At 38.8% G+C, this 15,844-nt stretch carries 15 protein-coding genes; 9 read left to right on the top strand and 6 right to left on the bottom strand.

The window, feature by feature from the left end; genetic code table 11:
- Positions 1 to 442: 442 nt before the first annotated feature.
- The 4 genes from Q0779_RS13715 (at position 443) to Q0779_RS13700 (ending at position 4,734) form a co-directional block, all read left to right on the top strand.
- Positions 443 to 1,423: a hypothetical protein gene (locus tag Q0779_RS13715; RefSeq protein ID WP_298773370.1), complete on the top strand. Its 981-nt coding sequence runs from the start codon at positions 443 to 445 to the stop codon at positions 1,421 to 1,423.
- Complete coding sequence (locus Q0779_RS13710) at positions 1,416 to 2,519, top strand: hypothetical protein (RefSeq protein ID WP_298773368.1); 1,104 nt, start codon at positions 1,416 to 1,418, stop codon at positions 2,517 to 2,519. Before Q0779_RS13715 ends, Q0779_RS13710 begins: the two co-directional genes overlap by 8 nt.
- A 3-nt stretch (positions 2,520 to 2,522) precedes the next feature.
- Positions 2,523 to 3,209, top strand: coding sequence for a hypothetical protein (locus Q0779_RS13705; protein ID WP_298773367.1), 687 nt, complete (start codon positions 2,523 to 2,525; stop codon positions 3,207 to 3,209).
- A gap of 532 nt (positions 3,210 to 3,741) precedes the next feature.
- Positions 3,742 to 4,734, top strand: a complete 993-nt coding sequence (locus Q0779_RS13700) for a transposase (protein ID WP_298773365.1) — start codon at positions 3,742 to 3,744, stop codon at positions 4,732 to 4,734.
- Positions 4,735 to 5,079: 345 nt separating this feature from the next.
- On the opposite strand, the gene Q0779_RS13695 is transcribed toward Q0779_RS13700, so the two are convergent.
- Positions 5,080 to 5,547, bottom strand: coding sequence for a hypothetical protein (locus Q0779_RS13695; protein WP_298773364.1), 468 nt, complete (start codon positions 5,545 to 5,547; stop codon positions 5,080 to 5,082).
- Positions 5,548 to 5,589: 42 nt separating this feature from the next.
- A complete protein-coding gene (locus tag Q0779_RS13690; RefSeq protein ID WP_298773362.1) occupies positions 5,590 to 7,773 on the bottom strand; it encodes a S8 family serine peptidase in 2,184 nt (727 codons plus the stop codon).
- A 532-nt stretch (positions 7,774 to 8,305) separates the two neighbouring features.
- Here Q0779_RS13690 and Q0779_RS13685 point away from each other — a divergent pair.
- The 3 genes from Q0779_RS13685 (at position 8,306) to Q0779_RS13675 (ending at position 9,986) form a co-directional block, all read left to right on the top strand.
- Complete coding sequence (locus Q0779_RS13685) at positions 8,306 to 8,476, top strand: hypothetical protein (RefSeq protein WP_298773361.1); 171 nt, start codon at positions 8,306 to 8,308, stop codon at positions 8,474 to 8,476.
- Between the two features lie 464 nt (positions 8,477 to 8,940).
- Entirely contained in the window at positions 8,941 to 9,261 is a 321-nt protein-coding gene (locus tag Q0779_RS13680; protein WP_298773360.1) for a hypothetical protein, read from the top strand.
- Between the two features lie 29 nt (positions 9,262 to 9,290).
- On the top strand, positions 9,291 to 9,986 hold the full coding sequence (locus Q0779_RS13675) for a YafY family protein (protein WP_298773358.1): 696 nt from the start codon (positions 9,291 to 9,293) through the stop codon (positions 9,984 to 9,986).
- 56 nt (positions 9,987 to 10,042) lie between these two features.
- Here Q0779_RS13675 and Q0779_RS13670 read toward each other — a convergent pair whose 3' ends face one another.
- On the bottom strand, positions 10,043 to 10,948 hold the full coding sequence (locus Q0779_RS13670) for a LysR family transcriptional regulator (protein WP_298773356.1): 906 nt from the start codon (positions 10,946 to 10,948) through the stop codon (positions 10,043 to 10,045).
- Positions 10,949 to 11,101: 153 nt separating this feature from the next.
- Between Q0779_RS13670 and tnpA the strand changes: the two genes are divergently transcribed.
- Positions 11,102 to 11,506: an IS200/IS605 family transposase gene (gene tnpA / locus Q0779_RS13665; protein ID WP_298773355.1), complete on the top strand. Its 405-nt coding sequence runs from the start codon at positions 11,102 to 11,104 to the stop codon at positions 11,504 to 11,506.
- 154 nt (positions 11,507 to 11,660) lie between these two features.
- Positions 11,661 to 12,374, top strand: coding sequence for an SDR family oxidoreductase (locus tag Q0779_RS13660; protein ID WP_298773354.1), 714 nt, complete (start codon positions 11,661 to 11,663; stop codon positions 12,372 to 12,374).
- Positions 12,375 to 12,718: 344 nt separating this feature from the next.
- Here Q0779_RS13660 and Q0779_RS13655 read toward each other — a convergent pair whose 3' ends face one another.
- The 3 genes from Q0779_RS13655 to Q0779_RS13645 all read right to left on the bottom strand — a co-directional run bounded on the left by Q0779_RS13655 (position 12,719) and on the right by Q0779_RS13645 (position 15,645).
- Positions 12,719 to 13,918 carry a YbfB/YjiJ family MFS transporter gene (locus Q0779_RS13655; protein ID WP_298773352.1) on the bottom strand — a complete coding sequence of 400 codons (1,200 nt, stop codon included), beginning with the start codon at positions 13,916 to 13,918 and terminating at the stop codon, positions 12,719 to 12,721.
- A 280-nt stretch (positions 13,919 to 14,198) separates the two neighbouring features.
- Entirely contained in the window at positions 14,199 to 15,140 is a 942-nt protein-coding gene (locus Q0779_RS13650; RefSeq protein WP_298773350.1) for a hypothetical protein, read from the bottom strand.
- 28 nt (positions 15,141 to 15,168) lie between these two features.
- Positions 15,169 to 15,645 carry a CesD/SycD/LcrH family type III secretion system chaperone gene (locus tag Q0779_RS13645; protein WP_298773349.1) on the bottom strand — a complete coding sequence of 159 codons (477 nt, stop codon included), beginning with the start codon at positions 15,643 to 15,645 and terminating at the stop codon, positions 15,169 to 15,171.
- Positions 15,646 to 15,844 lie beyond the last annotated feature (199 nt).

Genomic DNA, 15,844 nt, shown 5'->3' with positions numbered 1-15,844 from the left:
TATTGATATCAATGACTGTTACAGAATAAGTTACTCTTTAGCTAAATGTTTACTTCAAGGTTTAATCAGATCTGGAAGATTGATCTAATTAATTCATGTGATTGTAAGTTAGTGTAATTACTCATTGACATCTTGTTTATGCGATTTTGTCCTACAAAAAGTTATCCATTCATATTGCGTAGTACGTGCTGCTTTCAAGTCATATTGCGGGATATATTAGTTATACCTCTACGCTATCTAAAGCTCCAATTAGTAATAAACATAGTCCTATAAAATATCGCACTTATTATCTGAATTGAAGGGGGAAGAGTATACAGCTTTACTGCTGGGTTGAGAAAAGTGTTTTTTTAACGATTGCTCAGGTTTTTTTGCTGTAATATAATTGACTTATATTAAAAGTTGTAGTTGTCATACCTCATATTTCGCCAAATAAGGAAGAGTAATGTCGGAAACAGGAAATATAGAAACTCTAGCTAAGTTGGTTTCTAAAGACATCTTCAAGTGGTTTAAATGGGGAACTTGTGCCCCCAAAGATGAAGACTGGAGTTGTGAATCAGATCATCATGGAAAGAACACTCACCCATCAGACGTGGTGTTTTACTATGAAGACCCTTACACAGGGCAAACCCAGTACCTCAATACAGATTTGAAAAGCTACGCAGCTGGAAGCATCACCAGAAGCAGTATTACTCGAGCATTGAAAACACTGGCTATGTCTGTCGAGTGCGCCAACATCAGTGATAGTTGGCAAAACAAATTCCTCTTGAATAATGTAGGCTTTGGTGAAGTGTCTGGTATGCTTTTTATCTACAACCATGACAGTGAGTATGACAAGGATTTTCAGGTTGAGCTTGAAAAAGTTGAGTTAAAAGAGGTTGTTGTTGCTGATGGGAATGAGTTAGTAGTTGTAGGGCCTGATCTGATTCGAAGGCTATGTGATGTCGTTAGTGACATGAAGATGCTGAAAGCCGAAGACATTTTTCCTGGCCAAAACGAGTACACATTCTTTTATCCGGATCTTATTCGCGCTCGCCGGTGTGGTGATGAGTGGGATAAGCCCGCCACTATTGAAGCTCTCACATCTCCTTGGTTGATTATCAAGCATCGTGGTGGGCTTGCGTTTAAGGGCGGTTTCATCATCTATTACCATGAAAGTGGCGAAACAGTAGATGAGTTTATCTATCTGATAGACGCAATGTCTCACTACCAGATGTTTAGCAGTGACTACTCAATACGAGTTCGATTCACTGCTGCTTCTGGTAATGCAAATGCAAACTTCGAAAAAGCCAAGTATGAGTACTTGAAGATGTGGGGAGATGATGAGGGGCGTAGGAGGCAGATGGATAGCTTGGAGGTACAGCGCATAACAAACTTCACTAAAAGCTTCAACCCAATGGAAATAGGAATGCGCGAAGATGTCTAAAGTTAATGCTGGTCCATCGATTTATATCCCTACTGACAAGAACATCTTTGATGCTCTTCAGCATAAGAAGGTCACCCAAGGCGAGCTTCTTATTTTTCTCCGTAAGAGGGGGATCCTTGTTGCTCTAGGAGCTTCAAAACAGGAACTGATTGAGAAAGTTTGCTCTTTAACATTGAGCTATACTGACATCAAGTGGGTTGGAAGGCTTTTGGAAAACCCTAATCGCAAAGACAAAACTACTCATTCCAACCTCAAAGGAGATGTTGAAGATAAGCAGATAACTGGAGCTTGCTCTGTAGTAAAAGCTAATTTATCTGCTCATGGCGATGATTCTGTCAAAGTGACCAAGTCGGGAAATAAAACGACGTTAACAGTTACCTACGTTGATCAAGACTTCACCAAGACAGAGCTTCGACAACGTACCGTCAAAACCTGTGAGATACAGATTGAGAAAGGTAAAGATGGAGTGGTCATGAAGCTTCCATCAACGAAAAAGGCGAAGGAGATTACTGAGCAACTTAAAACAGCCCTGAAGACACAGGTAATCAAGGATAGTGGTGAGGAGCTCGAGGAGTTTTGCATTTCTCTTGAATCCTTGCCTGATGCAGCAATACGAAGCCAGTTCTTTGACTTCTTGATTAGAAATGTCGATGGTTTTGAGTTCGATAATGTATCCAGTGTAGACGTTTATCATTTAGAGCAGGGATTACTGAACGAGTTTGAAGAGGAAGGAGCTGAAGCAAGGCTGGCATCCTATATAAATAAGGCTGCTTTGGCTGGAGAGGGAGTTCTTGAGTCTACGGAGTTTAATCAACTACATACTCGTGGGTTTTACATATATAGAATAATTTGGACCGCTGTAGATAAATCGTTTGAAGGACCTAAAGTAGAATTTGAAGCACAATTTGGGGAGCCTGATTCATGCACTGAATTCATGTATACGGTAAGAGGTTTATACCCATACAACAGCCGTACCGTTGAGTATAATGTGACTAGGAAGGGGGCGTCACCACATGAGAACGACAAATATAATTTGAAGCTTAGGGATGCATCGGAAAAAGCATTGAAGATGGCTGTCAATAAATATGGAGTATAACAAATGATGAAAGCAAAGTGGCTATATTCAGAGATCCCAATTCCTCTTGGTGAGCTTTCAGCATTAATGAAAGAACATCAATATACAGAGAGTTCTGGCTCTGGCTTTTTGCTTTCCGCTTCGACATCTACAAAGCTTGTAGGTAAATACATTGAGAAAGTAATCCTGACAAACGCAGTAGAAGATCCCTTTGGTAGGATTTCCGAGATCGAGTCAATTAACTACTACACGTGTCAGTTCAACTGGATCGCTGAATCAAGCTTTATGTATATTTCGGAGCCTCCACGCTCGCTGAGGAAGTTTTCCAATAAGCTTCATGGCCTGACTGGTCTTGGGTTAGTTTTATCTGAGTTAAATGTAGCTCCTGAGCGCTGGTTGGGGCTTATTGAGGAGGAGGCTGACAATTTAAAAATTATCCAGATATCTTCGTATGGCATTCGTACTTCCTTGAACTCAACAGCAAAAATAGCTGTTTCTGGTACCGCTGATGTCCGAGAGGCTTTTGCAGAGCTGATTTCTGATAAACGTTACCAGATCGATAGCATTAAGTTTGAAGCTGACTTCGAAGGAATGACAGTAAAAGGTGAGCTTACTAAGTCAGGTGTTTGTAGGTTAAAGTCACTTAATCTGAGCTTCATCCTTGAAAAGCTTAGGAACTCACTGGAAAAATCGACAGTTCACAATTACTAGAAGGGCGTGATGGAAGACGACTGCTTCCCTCTACTTCGACTAACATGCAAATACGGCGTTGTATAGCCACTGAGTCTGTTGACTTTGCCCTAACTCAACTTATTTGAAGTCTGTGGTTTAGATTTCAAAAGCTCAGTAATTTCTGCCCAAAATTTAGTCTCATTACGTAAAAATTTCAAAAATCAGTCATGCTACAACGGTCACTCAACATAAATAAGAACGTCAGATCAAGTCGAGATGAATACAGTCCATTAGGCTCAATCGGCATTCGCTATCGCGCTGTTAGCGGTACTTTACTATTCCTCCTGACTATCCCTACAAAATCATCACTACTGACTATTCCTATTTAAACACTACTGACAGGTCCTGACAGGCTTTCTTTGTATGCTGTTTGCAACAACTTTCTATAACAGCTGGTTATAGAATAACAACTAAAACAACTAATAAAACAACTAAGACACCCAGAATTATTTGCTCATTCACCGTTCATAAAATAGGCTTTTATTATTGATTGGAAAGACTGGGTTATGAAATGCCAACTGCAAGAAAAGCCATTGTGAGCATTGAGGATACGCCCTATTATCATTGTATTTCTCGTTGCGTTAGGCGAGCCTATTTGTGCGGTAAGGATGACTATACGGGTCAATCTTATGAACATCGACGAGAGTGGGTTGAAGAACGTATTCTTGAACTTGGGCGAGTCTTTGCCATTGATATTTGTGCTTATGCTGTGATGTCGAATCATCTGCATTTAGTATTGTGTGTCGATATTTATGAGGCGAATGCTTGGTCTGAGCTGGAAGTGGTTCAGCGCTGGCATCAGTTATTTAACGGTACCGATATAACTCGAAAGTTTATTAAAGGCGTGTCACTGGACGATGTTGAAACGATTTTATTATCTAAATCAATAGCAGAGTATCGGGGTCGGTTAAGCGATATGAGCTGGTTTATGCGGGCATTGAATGAGCCCATTGCAAGAAAGGCAAATCGAGAAGATAAATGCAGCGGCCGTTTTTGGGAAGGCCGCTTTAAATCTCAGGCATTATTGGATGAAGCGGCAGTGCTGGCTTGTATGGCCTATGTGGATTTGAATCCTATCCGCGCCAAAATGACGAAGACACCTGAAGATTCAGATTTTACGAGTATTAAAAGGCGAATAAAGGCGGCGTTAAAAGGTGAGCAACCCACCAATTTAATAGCGTTTGTAGGTAATGAAAGGCGAGAAATGCCTAAAGGATTAGCATTTCATTTGGATGATTATTTACAATTAGTGGATGAAACAGGCCTAATTATTTACAATGAGAGTCGAGATGACAAGCGCCGAGCTATCAGTGAGTTAGCCATACCCATTCTCAATAGACTTAATATTCCTTCAGAAAATTGGTTGAAACTGGCCACAGAATTTATGCGTTTATTTAAAGGCCCTGTTGGCAGCTTACAAGAATTAGATGCTTATTGTGCTCATTTAGCTCGAAAGCGACGGCAAGGCGCGGGTAATTGTCATCGTTGGCTTGATAGTGCTTAATTGGATTTGATGAGTACTAAGTTCTAGCCATTAACCTCATTTCTCTACTATCCCTATGGAATCACTACTGACACTGAGTTTTTCAAGATAGTTGACAGGCTTTTTTTGTATGCTGTTTGCAATAGCTTTCTATAACAGCTGGTTATAACAAGGTTTTATAACAGCTGTTTATCGCAAACAAGATAAACGTAGATTGGCATAATAACCGACACACTTGGGTTTAGAAAAGAGAGTCGGTGTTGCACTTGCGAGTTGGGTTCGCCATTGAAGAGTAGGTGTAACAAAACAGCCTGATTAATGCAATACAGGCTATTTTGTTGATGCTACTTTATTCGATAAATTGACTTAGTTGGCAATATGATGCCTTTTTGTTTTATCGACTTGTACCCATATAACATTGCTATCTTGTTTTATTTGATCGCGGAGAGAAAAAAAGTCAATTAAATTTGTATGTTGTGGAACAAAGGCGAGGAGCAATTGATTACTTTCCCATTCAGGCTCGATATCATATTGGAATAAGAACTCCGTACTGCTGACATCTTTTTTTAATTTTATTATTAGGTTACCTGTTAATACTGTGTCTTTGATGGTCAGTAAACGGGTATCAGATTGTTGGCTATTTTTATTGATGGTTTTAGGCAGTGTACCTTGTTCGTTGACAGTAAATGCACTTAAACGGTCGGCTTCATATTCCGCTTTTAGTTTACCTGTAGACAAAAAATGTGTATTGGGTGTGGTATCCACTTCATCTGCAGCAAGCATGAATGTTATTATAGTGGTGAGAAAAGCTAATGTTTTTATCAATTTTTTCATTATATTTCTTAATAGGTGAATGGATAACAATTTCAATCGACTCTAGATGCTAGTTGATTTATGGCCATGAAAGCGAATAGACCAATGCCTGAATTTGCCATTATCTTCATTGGGGAAATATTCCATTGTACCGCCGAAGAGGTAATCCCAAACATGATCTAAAAATCTTGGTTCGTGTTTGTCCACTCTGGTATATAAGTCACCATTATTCACGTCAATGAGTCTGAGGGTCCATTTTCCCTTAGTAGACTCTCCGTAGAATGCATTTGATAACATTGGCGTCTCTTCATAGCCATTAATATATGAATCAAAATCATAACTATCACCTTGATAAACATAACCATTATATGGTGTCATGATGACACTTCTTGTTCCAGAGGGGGAAATGAGCTCTACTGCTAGATCGGGGAGACGCCAGTGTTTTGCGGTTAATTTAATTTGTACACCTTCAATAAGCCAATCATCATCTACATCAATGGTACTACTGACACCATTAATATCGCCATCTAGAATTTTTTTATCAATATTCCAAACAGTGTTCCAGTCAGATACACGATATTGTCCTAGATCTTCTTGATAATTTATTGCCATTGCCACAGCATCGCTGACATTTACGCGACCGAAGCCATAAAAATCATGAAAGTGAAAACCTGCGGCATTAGTGGTCCAGCCAGGGATCGCAATATAGGTATCATTATGACCAGTTGGATCAATTTGTATTGTTATTGGTTGAATGTTTTTATCCACTTGTGTTGCTGTTGAGGCGAGTACATGACGAATATCACGCCACGTTAATGATGGATTGGCCCCCCAAATGACGGCGATTGCTCCGCTGACATTAGGGGCTGCGGCAGATGTACCATTCATGTGTGCGGTATAATCACAGTCACTGTTTAGTGGATGACTCCCATCGTCAAAGGGTGTCAATAAGTCCAGTTGTGCAAATCTATTAGAATATCCGCTCTGACAGCCTTGTTGATCTGTCGTTAAAATGGCAGGTTGTGTGACGCCATATTCGCCAGCTGGTGCGCTCACAAAGATATTTGCACCAACACTACTGTAACTACTGCGTTGTCCCTTAGCGTTGAGTCCACTGACAGTGAGGTTATAAAAATTAGTGGCGGATGGGGTCATGTTGGCATTGTGAAAGGGTAAACCATAATTTGATTTTTCAGTTGCAGGGCTCAGTTCTGCATCGTCAGTGCGGATATGAGTAAAAGAGTTACCAGCACCTTGAATGAACAAACTGCCTCTGCCTGAAAATGATTGAGTTGTTATTTCTTTGTATACCTCATCCTCAGCATGATTAATGTTTGTTGGAAAAGGCTGCACACTAACATAACTCTGATTAAAAATTTGAGCATGCTTGCTTTGCTCTCCTTTACCATGACTGAGTAAGAAGTCAGTGAACGTTTGATTACTGTCGAGATAGTTGAAGCCAATAATATTGGCTTTAGGTGCCACGCCACGGCCGCCAATATTATTCCAACCTTCAGCTGCAATAATCCCTGCCACGGCTGTGCCATGTGAATTTGATGCGTCATGTGATGTAGGATCGTTGCTTCCCGTGACAAGGTTTAACGAGCCTCCTGATATTACATTGTTTTGTAAGTTGGGATGAGAGATGTCGATCTCACCATCAATAACTGCAACTGTGACTCCTTGTCCGTGAAAACCTTGGGCTATTGCTTCATTGAGATTCATATCCTCGCCTGCAGTTCCACCTTTTTGAGCAAAGTTATTTTGCCCTGTATTATGTAAATGCCATTGATACTGATAAAGAGGATCGCCTGCGTCAATTTCAATCACTAAGTTGAATAATTCTGATCTTCCGTCACTTTCTACTTGATAAAGGAGATTTTCGGTACCTTGATGCTGTGTGGCTAGATATTCAAATAGACCTGTTTTTGTATCAATAATTTTAAAACTGCCATATTTGGCTCGTGAGTTAACATCAAGCGAAAAGGTGACATCATCTTTTTTGTTACTTTTTAACACTCCATGGAAATAAACAGATTGTTTAACACTAAAGTAATTATTAATACCAAACCCTATATTACTCATAGAGTTTGATGTTTTGCCGGTAACTGGGTTAGAGGAAACTTCTTCTTGTTGGCAGCTTTTGTTTTCAATATCATTCCCTTTACAAGGTATAATAAATAATAGGAAAACAATAGGAACGTATTTTTTTAAATGTCGATGAAAAAATTCAACTAGCAATTTCATTAATTATGACTCTGTAATAATGTCACAAGAAAAAATAGTCTTAAAGGAAACAAGCTTTGTATTTTCTTGTTGATGTGTATAAAAAAGGTTGTGTTTAATGTCTGTAATATTGATTGTAATAGGGATTATAAATTTGTTGATATATTCATTCATCTAAACTTTAGTCTTGTATCTAGGCTGACATCATTTAAAACATACCTATTATGTTATAAGAAAATTTGTTTATTTTGAATTTGTTGGTAAGGTGATTATCAAATAATTGATATTTTTTTGTAATAAATTACATTAAAAATGTTAGGTATTTATTATTTTTAACCAGTAATTAGTTTGGTTTTTTATAATATGGTGTGTTTTTTGGAATTATTAAATGGGTGAACTTAATATCATTAAGTCACTTTTAGGCTATTATTACTAATTAAAAAAGACTCTGTTCTAGTCTAACTTTATCTGACACTTAATTTCTATTCAAGATGAGCTTACAGGTTCCAATATTGATCTTCATAAACGCTTTTGGAGGCATGGTGTTAGGGGGATGATCGAACCAGATGTAGAGGATTTATGTCGCGATAGATTAATCGATATTTTAAGGCCTAAACTGTCTGCTCTGGCATTGTGCGCCAAACGAGAAGTTGATATGAAAAACCACAAACTTGCAGATATTGTGGTACAAAATAGCTTTTTTTTAACTTCCATTGGAACTTAAAAGAGACATACACCCAAAAGTATGGGAGGCAATTCTGTCACAGTAAAAAAAGCAATATACAATTGATCCTATGGCCAGTGGATATGGGATATTTGCCGTTTTTTGGTTCGGTGATCATCGAAAAGGAAGTATTCCTAAACCTTCAACGGTATTGTGTAACCAACAACTGCTAAAGAAATGCAAGATTCTTTAAAAGGATTAATTCATGGATCTGATAAAGGAAGCATTGAGGTTGTTGTACTTGATTGCTCCCTTCAGACATAACTTTAGACTGATAATTATCGATGATATAAAAAGCCATTATCAATAAGCATGCTTTAAGCTTTCCAATTTTACATCTGTAATGGCTAACTAAAATTGATTGAGTAAGCATTTGCTATTTCTCATCACTACTGACAGATCCTGACAGTCTTTCTTTGTATTCTGTTTATAGCAAGCAGAATCAACAATACAAGGAAAAAAAGATGAACAGTGTCATTGAAATCGTATGTTTTACTGTGCTTCCGGGGACGACGGAAGCGGATCTCGTCACAGCCACCCAATGCAGTCAAACTTTTATTGCAACGCTTGATGGCTTTCAATACCGCTCCTTGAGCTATCATTTAGACTCTCAAACGTGGACAGATGTCATTTATTGGGACAGTATGGACAGTGCCATGAAAGCGTGTGAGCAGTTTAAAGCACACCCGGATTGCCAAGCCTTTATGGCATTGATTGATCCCAAAACCATTAATATTGAGCATCAAGAGATCAAAATGTCGGCGTTAGCCGAAAAGTATCAATAACATTTTCAAGAAAGCCGTGGAGCTGAGCTGTGACGAAATCAGAACGATTATTGGCATTATTGACATTATTACGTTCAAAACGTTATGCGGTCACTGCGGCGGCGTTAGCGGCTGAACTCGCGGTCAGCGAGCGCACTATTTACCGTGATATTCAATCTTTGTTGAACACTGGCGTGCCCATTGAAGGTGAGGCGGGTGTGGGTTACTTATTGCAATCGGGCTCACACTTGCCGCCTTTGATGTTTACCGATCAAGAATTAGTTGCCTTAGAGCTTGGCATGCGTATGGTAAGGGCTTGGTCCGATGATGAGCTTGCCACTGCTGCCAAGAGTGCGTCCAATAAATTAGTATCAATATTACCCGATAGATTAAAGCAGCAAGTGGAAAGCTTCACTTTCGTGGTGCCAGAGGGCTTTGTTAAATCCAATACTGCGCATATCAGCAAAACCTTACGGCATGCTATCGATGGTTATTTAAAGGTCAAGGTGCATTATATTGATGCGAATGAACGTGTGACGACTCGTTGTTTGCAGCCTTTGGGGCAGATTTTTTGGGGGCATTTTTCAGGCGAGAGCATATGGACCTTAGTGGCTTGGTGTGAACTGAGAGAAGCCTATCGACACTTTCGAGTCGATCGAATACAGGCAATTGACGTGCTTAATGAAGTATTTGAGACAAATGCCACTAAGTCGCTAGAAGATTATACACGTCAGCAAAAGAGGTGAGACAGTTAGAATGATCCCCATGACACTCTGCCGCATCATTGTCATATTGGCTGAAACTAAAGCCCCAATAAATGCATTTGAGAGAGCGTATATGCAATGAAGGTTTTAACCCGTTTACTCTGAGCTTGCCTGTCGACATAAACTAACCATAATTGATTACTTTCGTTAATCCAGTCATCTAACAGTGAGTGTAAACTGTGTTCGTTAAGGGCTTGCTGCACAAAAATATTTGAGCAATATAAGATCCCGCTCCCTAATTGACATAGTTTAACGAGACTATCGACACTATTGGATTGCAAAACGGTTTTAGGCGAGACCGTTACCTTTTCTAAGCTACTATGATGCTGAAAAGTCCATTGTGCAGCCTGTGTGGTGAGCTGACTTGCATAATTGAGGCAGTCTAGGCTCGCTAATGCATTAGGGTGCTGTGGATGTCCGTGTCTATGAATAAATTCAGGGCTAGCACAGAGGCGATATGTGCTGCTAAATAAAGGTCTTGCAATTAAATGTTCTTCGATAGTCTGCGAATATCGGAAAGCTAAATCGGCTTGATTTTCTAACAAACAACTTGATTTTACGCTTGAAATGAAAGAAAAAGTGACTTGTGGATATTGTAGACGAAAGTTGTGCATGATAGGAATTAAGACAGATTCGGTTACGCCTGGTGGGACGAGTAACTTGATTTCACCGACCATAAGGTCTTGCTCATTACTCACCCTTGCATCGGCCTGATTGAGGGCATCGAGTAATGTCATAGCTTGCTCAAAATATATTTTCCCTATTGAAGTGAGGGCAATTTTTTGTTTATGTCGATACACCAATTTAGTGTTAAGGCGTGTTTCTAATTGGGCTATCTTTTTGCTGACGTTTGATTTTGAAGTGCTCAAGTCGATGGCGGCTTGAGATAAGGAACCTGTTTTAATGGTTGCAACAAACTCTTCTATTCCTATCCATTTATTCATATTAACATCCAGAATACTAGTCTGTGAAAGTATCGCGAAATAGCATAATGAGTGCAAGTAAATCAATTGCTTGTACCAATACAAATCCCCCTATCTGTGAATTGAGTCTTGCTGAATATCTAATGCATTGAGTGCCGAGTTTTGGTCAGGCTCATGTATCACTTTGTGTGGATACCAAAGTATCGACGAAAAGTATTCTCTGAACCTTACCGCGAAATGATGAAAAGGATTATTCATAAAGTCGGTTTTGATTACGACATTGATATTGTAGGATTAGAAATCCCAAAAGATCATATTCATATGGTGGTGAGAAGTGAGCCTAAGATATCACCAAGTCATATAATACAGGTTATCAAAAGCATCTCAGCCCGAGAATTTCTCAAATGCTATCCAGATATCAAAAGACGTTATTTTTGGGGAAGTAAGCTTTGGACTCAAAGTTACTTTGTTGAAACAATTGGTAATGCAAATGAAGGAAGCATTCGTAAATATGTTCAAAACCAGTTGCTCGAGTTAGATCGAAAAGAGACAAATTCAGATCAGCTTGGGCTCTTCTAAACTCGGTCGTTTGCGGCCGAGTTTTTAATAGGAGTATTCGTCGATATGGTTTAATTTTAAAGGTGAAATAGGATTTGGTTGCAATAATGACAATTGCTATCATCATGTGGTGTAGTGAAAAGTAGAGACATCAAGATATTTTTAGCGAGGTTTTATGAGAAATATTTTAATCAGTGGTGCCGCCAGCGGCATAGGAAGGTCAACCTATAATGCGATAAACCATGATATTTACTCAAATATTATTTTAGTCGATAAGATGAATATTGACCTGAATGACAGGAGTGTTATTTGTTATCAGTGTGATATATCTAATGAAAATGACGTCATAGCTATTTTTGAGGATTTAAAATCAAGGCGAATTGCTATTAGTCATGCAGTCAATGCTGCTGGTGTGCCAGGTCCCAATAAACCTTTTTCGGCAACCAAAATTGCAGACTTTGATAAAGTCATAGGCACTAATTTACGGGGAACGGCATTAATGATGATGCATGAAATTGCGATGATGGACAGACTAGGTGGAGGCCGAATTGTGAATATAGCATCTGTTTTGGCACGGTGTGGTCTTGCTGGTAGTTCAGCTTATGCAGCTTCAAAAGCCGCTGTGGTTGCCCTTTCTAAGTCTCTGGCAATAGAGTATGCACAAAAAAATATTCAAATTAATACATTATCACCAGGCGCTGTCGACACAAATTTTTTGACACTGTTAAAACAACGGGTTGGAAAAGATTATATTGAGAATATGCAGCCAGTTAAAAGAATGTCTACTCCTGATGAAATCGCGCAATATATTACATTTATTATTGAGTCAGATACCTCTTTTTTAACGGGTGTTGATATCCCCATAGATGGTGGCTATAGCGCTCAATAATTACCTTTAATATAGCTAAGTGATTGATTTTATTTTTGGGTTTAATTAATATTTTTTGTTTTCCACTCTCGTTTTCCTTGTTTGTTAAATGATGTTTTCATTTTAATACTGTTTGTTATGTGTTTTTTATTGTTTTAGTTTGTGTTTCTTGAACGATTAATGTTTGTGGTGTGGTTGAATAAATGTTTCTTAAAGGTACGGAAAATGCGCCATGATCATAGAGTGGCTTTTTCTTCATATATGCTTATTCAAGCTGTGTTTATGAGTATCAAAAAATAAATCATCACAGGAGTCATAAAAGGCGACTTGTATTCAATTAAACCGCCTTTTTAATGTGCTAGGAATTATGTTGTTCTATGATTATTTTGTTTGTTTATTATTTTTGGAAGGCATAAATAACACAGTAAAGACAAGATTAAAGCCAAGGTGCCGATTTTAAACATGGTGTTGTAGCTGAGGTTGAAATTGAGTCCGTATGAGAAGGCGTAACTGGCAATAAACTGGGAGCCACCGTAAAGCAATGTCATATACGACCAATATTTTGCATGGTGCTGCATGGAGACCAAGTGACCAATAAAGAGTGACATTAAGGTGACTAAAGCGATTAAATAAAAACCTGACAAAAAGGCACTGATAGCCACAAAAAGTAAAGAGGGAAACCAAGCAATAAAAATTAAGCTAATGATCCCAATGAGTGCGGTAATAATAATGGCCCAATAATTACCAAATTTGTGGTGTAAAATACCCGCTAATATGGCACCAACAGCAGCACCTAAACCTAATAAGGCAAAAAGTTCACTACTGGTATGCAAGCTCATGTGCAAACTACGGTGGGCGTAATCAGAAAGAAACAGTAAACTGGGTGTAAGGCCAATACCATATAGTCCATAGCCTATGAGTGCTATAGCGAATGTTTTGCGTTGAACAGCACTCAACTGGATGGATTGCCGCTGCTGAATAGGTGTCTGTGATGTGGCATGTCGACATTTAGCCCAAGTTAATAACACTAAAATCAATGTTATTCCTGCTAAGCCTGCCCAAATACCGAAAACATTATTTTGTGAATAAAAATAAGGAATACTGATGCTACTTACCGCGGTGCCTGTACCAATACCTGCAAAAATAAAACCGCTGACGATAGCTTTGTGGTTGTCGGGTAAGTGAGACAAAATTAAACTGGGCGCCAAAATCATGATGGCGCCTCCGTTAAAACCTAGTATTAATCGCCATGTTGTTAGCCACCAAAAGCCTAATTTAACGATGCATAAAGTCGCAGCGATAAGGGATAGGACTGTTAGACCTAACATTAGATTCGATGTGTTAAATCTTATATTTAGCCTTGGAGCGATGAGAGCGCCCAAGAAGTAACCTAAAAAATTGGCACTTCCAATATAACCCGCTTGTGCATTGGTGAGCCAGTGCTCATTAATCAAAAAAGGGATGACAGGGGTATAAGCAAAACGATTGATGCCTAATGCCAGTAAAAAGAGACAAAAACCAGCAAATATATTGTAAACATTGGTTTTAGATTGAAAAAGTGACATAAATTGATTTTAATAATGAATAATCATTGAATATAGTCGGTTTGACTATTTTGTGCGATGTTAACGCTTTATAAAACTTGTCTAAAATTAAAAAATATACAATATATTTACTATTACAAAATATGTTTCTGGTTCCAACTTGACCTCTCGATAAGTTTATTTACACTTCAATGTTTACTTTTATTGGGGGCACTGTTCAATGATGCTCTGCTAGTGTGGGTTATTGATTAATGTAATTCAATAAGATAATACTAAGAGCACCATTTCAATGACTTTATTCTTAAGAGCTAGCTTGTGGAACCACATTCATCGTGCCACGTAATATGTTTGCCGCTTCAAGGCTTATTTGACCTTTTTGAAGGAGTAGATCAAGGCTACGTTGAGTTTCGGCAACATTAAGGTGAAGCTGGAATAAGTTATTCTTGTGTGTGTCATCCTTTATTTTATTTGTTTGTTTTTTTAGAGTTGAAATGCCGACATCCAGCCCCATACCTCCAATCCTATTGGTGATACTTTTCCCTAATTTTAACATCGACAGAGTGCTGCCGATTGTGCCTGGTACTTTGGCCGTAGAAGTGACGCTACACCACAATGTACCAAGCGTAAGTGCTGTTCTTGATATAACGGATGTAGTATTGGCCCAATGGGTCGAGTTTTTACTGTTTACGCCCATATTATCAAGCATGGAATGGACCGCATTGGCTATGGTATCTGAGCCCATTTTAAGGCCATCATTTCCCCTTGCTTTACTACTCCAGTCGGCATATGCGCAACCTGCATCTGAGACAACAAGTGCAAAAGCGACGCCTGTTGCGGCGAGTACTGGAATGCCCGCGCCGTTAGTGAATGCTGTTGCAGCGATAGCGAGGCCTAACCCTAATCCGGCCAAAGCAACATTGAATATTGCTTTAAAGAATGCTTTTTTGGCAAGCTCAATACCATTGTCTTTCGCTTTTTGCTCAAGCTGTTGTGCTCGTTCAATGTGAGTCGTTGATTTAAATGTTTTACCGCTCTTGACTGCGAGATCTAAACTTTCGATTGTTTTGTTTTTAGGGCGTTGAAAAAAGGCCTTATTTGTCCCCGCAAGATCTAATGACTCAATGGTGGCTTCACATTCAAGGGGAACCTGATTAATATCAAATTTATATGCTGGGATCTGTTGAAGTGGAGCTAAGCTTGATCTCACATTCATTTGTGATGATTGGCCCTGAATTTTAGGCATAAGTATCCTTATGTAATTCGATATAAAGTTAGTTAATTATTTCTTGGAGCAGGCTTTGAGCTAATGCTCTTATTTCAGGTTGAACATTTTCGATAAAACTTTGCTCGATACTGGTTTGTAAGGCCTCGATTGCTTCTGAAGACTTTCCTATTGAGTAATAGCACTGAGCAATTCTAAAAGTGACACCAGCATCACAAGCATCCATTAAAGCGGCATAACCATAGAAAGATAATGCATTTTCATATTGCTCTAATGCGTGCAGACAAGAGGCAAAGCCAAAGATATATTCTCGTCTCCATGAGTTGTTCATGACTAAATAAGTGAAAGCACTCAGAGCTGACTGCATATCTTGTTGCTGATAATATGTCAGTGCATCCTGATAGATATTGTTGAGTTCATCTTCTGTTACACCGTTATGCTCTGCTAGTGATTGGTGTCCGTCAATGACGCGTTCTATCGCATTGGCTAGCTGCTTAAGTTCAGGTGTTATTGAGGGAGGAGACATTTTAATTCCTTTATGTATTTAGCGTTACAAATAATAATGTAGATGTTGGTGATTTTTATTTTATGCTTTATTTTTTCAGCGTTAGGTTTAGTGCAGTTTACTTAAATACGATATGGTATTATTTGGAAAATAGACATCGGATGATGGAATACTATTCAAGAGTAAAATCTATGATACAAAAAAGCGAGAATGGGTAGCT

This window comes from uncultured Shewanella sp. (assembly GCF_947491715.1).
In the GTDB taxonomy this organism is placed as follows: domain Bacteria; phylum Pseudomonadota; class Gammaproteobacteria; order Enterobacterales; family Shewanellaceae; genus Shewanella.
Note: the sequence above shows the minus strand (reverse complement) of the source record. Positions and strands in the feature narration are given on the sequence as shown.

What these genes read in the sequence shown, in the direction of transcription:
- Q0779_RS13715 (WP_298773370.1), top strand. Translation starts at nt 443, where the DNA reads ATGTCGGAAACAGGAAATATAGAAACTCTAGCTAAGTTGGTTTCTAAA.
- Q0779_RS13710 (WP_298773368.1), top strand. Translation starts at nt 1,416, where the DNA reads ATGTCTAAAGTTAATGCTGGTCCATCGATTTATATCCCTACTGACAAG.
- Q0779_RS13705 (WP_298773367.1), top strand. Translation starts at nt 2,523, where the DNA reads ATGATGAAAGCAAAGTGGCTATATTCAGAGATCCCAATTCCTCTTGGT.
- Q0779_RS13700 (WP_298773365.1), top strand. Translation starts at nt 3,742, where the DNA reads ATGCCAACTGCAAGAAAAGCCATTGTGAGCATTGAGGATACGCCCTAT.
- Q0779_RS13695 (WP_298773364.1), bottom strand. Translation starts at nt 5,547, where the DNA reads ATGAAAAAATTGATAAAAACATTAGCTTTTCTCACCACTATAATAACA.
- Q0779_RS13690 (WP_298773362.1), bottom strand. Translation starts at nt 7,773, where the DNA reads ATGAAATTGCTAGTTGAATTTTTTCATCGACATTTAAAAAAATACGTT.
- Q0779_RS13685 (WP_298773361.1), top strand. Translation starts at nt 8,306, where the DNA reads ATGATCGAACCAGATGTAGAGGATTTATGTCGCGATAGATTAATCGAT.
- Q0779_RS13680 (WP_298773360.1), top strand. Translation starts at nt 8,941, where the DNA reads ATGAACAGTGTCATTGAAATCGTATGTTTTACTGTGCTTCCGGGGACG.
- Q0779_RS13670 (WP_298773356.1), bottom strand. Translation starts at nt 10,948, where the DNA reads ATGAATAAATGGATAGGAATAGAAGAGTTTGTTGCAACCATTAAAACA.
- tnpA (WP_298773355.1), top strand. Translation starts at nt 11,102, where the DNA reads ATGTATCACTTTGTGTGGATACCAAAGTATCGACGAAAAGTATTCTCT.
- Q0779_RS13660 (WP_298773354.1), top strand. Translation starts at nt 11,661, where the DNA reads ATGAGAAATATTTTAATCAGTGGTGCCGCCAGCGGCATAGGAAGGTCA.
- Q0779_RS13655 (WP_298773352.1), bottom strand. Translation starts at nt 13,918, where the DNA reads ATGTCACTTTTTCAATCTAAAACCAATGTTTACAATATATTTGCTGGT.
- Q0779_RS13650 (WP_298773350.1), bottom strand. Translation starts at nt 15,140, where the DNA reads ATGCCTAAAATTCAGGGCCAATCATCACAAATGAATGTGAGATCAAGC.
- Q0779_RS13645 (WP_298773349.1), bottom strand. Translation starts at nt 15,645, where the DNA reads ATGTCTCCTCCCTCAATAACACCTGAACTTAAGCAGCTAGCCAATGCG.